The sequence below is a fragment of the Limnospira sp. PMC 289.06 genome, from assembly GCF_032350395.1.
GTDB lineage: Bacteria > Cyanobacteriota > Cyanobacteriia > Cyanobacteriales > Microcoleaceae > Limnospira > Limnospira platensis.
The window spans coordinates 1-448 of the sequence record NZ_JARPLC010000492.1 but is presented as its reverse complement, the minus strand read 5'-3'; the positions used below and the strand labels follow the sequence as shown (position 1 = coordinate 448).

1 protein-coding gene is annotated in these 448 nt (G+C 41.1%); it reads left to right on the top strand.

Annotated features, from left to right (window positions below; all coding sequences use genetic code 11):
• The coding region (locus P5674_RS25950; RefSeq protein ID WP_315670494.1) for a reverse transcriptase domain-containing protein at positions 1–448 on the top strand (448 nt) is incomplete at both ends.

Genomic DNA, 448 nt, shown 5'->3' with positions numbered 1-448 from the left:
CTACTGTCCAAAATTCATTGTCCAAGCAGCCTAAAAAGAGACCTGAAACAATGGATAAAAGCTGGTGTGCTAGATAACGGTGTATTCGAGGATACAGAAACAGGGACACCTCAAGGAGGGGTAATAAGTCCAATACTCGCCAACATCGCACTGTTGGGAATAGAAAGGCTAGTTAAAGAAATGTATCCAAATCAAGACACAGCCACTCAGGCGAACCTTATAAGATATGCCGATGATTTTGTGGTCATCTCTAAAGACCTAGGAATCATTGAACAGTGCAAAACTGCTATTTCTAAGTGGCTAAAACCTGTAGGACTAGAGATTAAACCTGAAAAGACCCGAATATGTCACACACTCAAACCTATCGAGTATAATGGCAAGTTTGAGGAACCCGGGTTCGATTTTCTAGGATTCAACATCAGGCAATATCCCGTAGGAAAATACAAAT